General features: G+C 39.6%; 4 protein-coding genes and 1 pseudogene. All 5 read left to right on the top strand.

Annotated features, from left to right (window positions below; translation table 11 throughout):
- A pseudogene (locus EYW48_RS20520) lies at window positions 1-165 on the top strand (VOC family protein); the annotation flags it as partial.
- A 672-nt stretch (window positions 166-837) separates the two neighbouring features.
- Window positions 838-1,461 (top strand): hypothetical protein, encoded by a 624-nt coding sequence (locus EYW48_RS20515; RefSeq protein ID WP_026000403.1) that lies wholly within the window; start codon window positions 838-840, stop codon window positions 1,459-1,461.
- A 136-nt stretch (window positions 1,462-1,597) separates the two neighbouring features.
- On the top strand, window positions 1,598-2,107 hold the full coding sequence (locus EYW48_RS20510) for a hypothetical protein (protein WP_277432975.1): 510 nt from the start codon (window positions 1,598-1,600) through the stop codon (window positions 2,105-2,107).
- A 289-nt stretch (window positions 2,108-2,396) separates the two neighbouring features.
- On the top strand, window positions 2,397-3,098 hold the full coding sequence (locus tag EYW48_RS20505) for a hypothetical protein (RefSeq protein WP_277432976.1): 702 nt from the start codon (window positions 2,397-2,399) through the stop codon (window positions 3,096-3,098).
- Window positions 3,099-3,306: 208 nt separating this feature from the next.
- Window positions 3,307-3,516: a DUF3955 domain-containing protein gene (locus EYW48_RS20495; RefSeq protein WP_089184051.1), complete on the top strand. Its 210-nt coding sequence runs from the start codon at window positions 3,307-3,309 to the stop codon at window positions 3,514-3,516.
- The last annotated feature ends 283 nt before the right edge of the window (window positions 3,517-3,799 follow it).

Below are 3,799 nucleotides of genomic sequence, written 5' to 3'. Positions count from 1 at the left end.
CTTTTGGTCTTCTACAGCGCAGATATAGAGTCTACATTGGCTAAAGTTATTCAAAATGGTGGTGAAATCTCTCGCCCGATATTTGAGTTTCCTGGTGGCTGTCGTTTCCACTTCATTGAGCCAAGTGGTAATGAGTTCGCAGTTTGGTCGGAAGCACGCGTATAACAAAGCATTTAAGACGGATTCGCAACGCTTGGCGGTTTTAGTGTAAATTCAGTTTTTTCGTTTTAAGTGGTTTGTCGAAGCATTGGTGTTTAGCGTCGCTCACCACTTAATGCGGCGTTATGCAACTCAGGTAAATTTAGGGGTTCAATCTTTTGGGATTTCTCCGGCCATTCGTTTTGTGTTGTCGGAAAATGAGCATTTTTACCCTCAAACTCTTGGTTAACTCAAACCGTAAAACAGGCAAATTTCTTTGTTTGCCTCAATTGGTTTTAGTGTTGGCGCGTTGTCAGTTTAGCGGGTGCAAAGTGTGGAAAGGGCAAGTTAATCGGTCATTTCGCATTTGCTGAAAGTCTTGCTCGGTGATTTTGTTTCATTCAAAAGCTTGGTTTGTCGTTGAAAGGTGGACTTTGTTTTGGCGGTTTATTTATCACGGTTCAGGCTTTGGCTGATTCTTGATTCACTTAACCAATATTTTGATTGTTTTCTTAATCAAATTTGGTGTAACTTCTGGTTTATCTTATTGAATTTGCATAACAAAGCATTTAAGACGGATTCGCAACGCTTGGCGGTTTTAGTGTAAATTCAGTTTTTGCGTTTTAAGTGGTTTGTCGAAGCATTGGTGTTTAGCGTTGCTCACCACTTAATGCGGCGTTATATTTTTCTGAGGTTTCGATGGAACAAATAATTTCTAGATCATTTGATGAAATGGTCGCGACTTACACCCGAACGCTAACAAACTTTTATCCAGCGCGAGGGAGTACTGGTTTCACAGAAGCTAACCAAGTTCATATCTACGTAAATGCCCTAGTGAAATGTCTCGATGATGATCGAGCTGTATCATGGCTTGAGTTTCCTTGGGTTGAGAAAAAGCAGCACATTGATGGTTTTGTTTTTTCTCCTAAGCACAAAGCTGTTTTTTTCATTGAGGCAAAACGTTTATCTCACACAAAGAAAAAACAAGAAATTATAAACGATATTGAGCGTCTACATCATCGAGACAAACAGTTCCTTAATGACAATGGGGTTACCGGTTTCGAAAGTGAATACGTAGTTGCTTTATCTGATGTTTGGCTTGAGACAAAGTGGAAACGTTCGATGCCTGAATGGTGGTGTGGACTAAACAATGTACCAGAGCAAGTTGTGGCACATGGTTCACTTAGTACTCCAGATAGTACCATTCACAATAGCTTGGTTGATCTAAATTGGCACCGAAGTACCCCATTTGCATACTGGATGGGTGAGCATTGTGAAAGCGTAAAAAACTACTGTTTACTGATGGCGGCATCAAAAATATAACAAACAATTTAAGAGTGATTCCCCACGCTTGGCATTTTTGGTTTGGATTTGGTTTAGTGTTTACGGTGTTCAAATTGAGTGTCGTGCTAGCGTGGCTCACACCTTAATTGGGCGTTAGCTTTATAGGAGATATTCGTTGTATCAACAGAAATATTGGAACTTGTTAAAAGAACTTAAAACTCATTCGTTGTACATTCAAAACTTTGCAATCGAGCAAAGTAGAAAAGAACAGACGTTGAATATCATATTAGCAATTACGTCATCTACTAGTATTGCGGCGTGGGCAATTTGGAAAGATTATGCATTTGTTTGGGGAGTGATTATCGCTATATCTCAAGTAATTACAGCTGTAAAACCAATTCTTCCTTACAAAAAGCGCTTAGATGCGTTGAATTCTTTGGGTGATTCGATAGCGAAGTTGTCGTTGGTTGCTGAACGAGATTGGTACTATGTTGCTGAAGGTCAATGGACTGAGCACGATATTCATACTAAATGGGCAGAACTACGCGAAAAGTCATTGGCTGCCGAGAAAAAATGTTTAGGTAACCTAACTCTTCCTCGAAACAAAAAAGCACTTAAGCAAGCTGAGAGTGAAGCTGAACTGTATTTTACATCCACCTACAATACCGGAGATCATAATGAGTAATGACAATGAAAACAGAAATCGACGTCCTGTTACTGACCATGAAAGAGATGCCGCTTTAAATAGGCAGTTACCTCCTACAAATACAAAAAATGTTATGCCCAAAGTGAAGCCACCAAAAAGTGACGACAAAAAATAAAGCTAACAAAGCATTTAAGAGTGATTCCCAACGCATGGCATTTTTCATTCCATCGTTGGGTTCAGTGTTTACGGCGCTATGCTTAGGTTTTGTAGTAGCGTTGCTCACACCTTAATGCGGCGTTATGTTGTTAAATGAAGTACAGAGAAAACAATGAATAATGAATCATTACAAGCATTTAGAGAAAGGCTAGATAGTAATACTGGATTAGTTTCCAAGCGTAGAATACTGGTCACACTGTCGTTGTTACTTCTTGCGATACAATTTACTGGTGCTGTCTTTAAAGAAGCGAATACATTTATCTTTAAAATTGAGTTTACCAACCAAGGTGGGCTAAGCATATTTTTGCTCTTGGCTGTCGTCATCTTGATGATTCGTTATTACAGCTATGCACATGAATATCATCAAGAGCTATTCAAACTCATGGCTGAAAGAATGATGTCTGACTATAAAATATTTAGATTTAACCACCACACCGAGGAGATATCAGGGTTGCTTGGAGACGGTATTGATCTTTTTGGTGGTGATGAACCGGGTCTACAAGACGCTAAGTACGAAACTGACGGCTTTTTGAGACGTAAAATTGTCTACCAAAAGGAATACCATAACGAAGAAGGTAGCGAGTTGTTAGATGAGGACGTTTCATTAAACCGATACAATGAAAAGTGGACTCGATGGAACTTTCTAGTGCTTTATTCTTATGAATTGAGGTACCGTTTGGAAGCATTATTGAAATATAGAGAAAACCTTGATCTATGGGGACCTTATTTTCTAGGTTCTACAGCTATAGTTCTTACTTTGATAAAGCTGGATACCGCAACAATTCAAAACCTCTGGTTGGCAATAACAACATAACAAACTGTTTAAGAGGGATTCGCAACGCGTGGCATTTTCACTATGCGTTGGTTTAAGTGATTAAGGCGGTATGCGGCGGCTTCGGTATTGCGTTGCTCACCCCTTAACAGGGCGTTATAACTTGTCTGTCCAATCATGATTATTGGGGTGAACCATGTACTCTTACAAAATGTCTAACATTGTTAGATATTCAAATATTGAGGCTCCGATGAAATTTCTTCGTAAGTATAAAATAAGCGTTCTTTTCTGTATCAGCGGTATTTTGTGTTTAATTGCTTATAACACCATCGGTTCGTACGTAGATGAGAATGGCTTCTTAGTTGAGCCATTTGGGTTCATTCCTTTATTTTGGCTTTTTCAGCTACTGGCGTTAGTGGCTTTGGTTGTTACCTTCGTTAAACATAAAAAGGTTCAGTAAACGGGTTAGTTAAGCCACAAGCGCACTAAGAAGCTTCGTTATAACAAAGCATTTAAGAGTGATTCCCAACGCTTGGCATTTTTCATTTCATCGTTGGGTTTTGTGTTTACGGTGGTATGGTTAGGTTTCGTGGTGGCGTTGCTCACACCTTAATGCGGCGTTAGCTGGGGTTAAGAAAAACGGTGAATTTAGGGTGGAAAGGCTTTGGGTTTTCTAGCTACACACCGGACAAATCTCTGCTTCTCAACTATCTCGCCAGTGGCACTTTTCGGGAAGAGTTTGA

Origin of the sequence: Vibrio sp. 1180_3, assembly GCF_029478545.1 — a bacterium.
Lineage (GTDB): Bacteria > Pseudomonadota > Gammaproteobacteria > Enterobacterales > Vibrionaceae > Vibrio > Vibrio aestuarianus.
The sequence above is the reverse complement of the archived record's forward strand: the minus strand, read 5'-3'. Positions and strand labels throughout refer to the sequence as shown.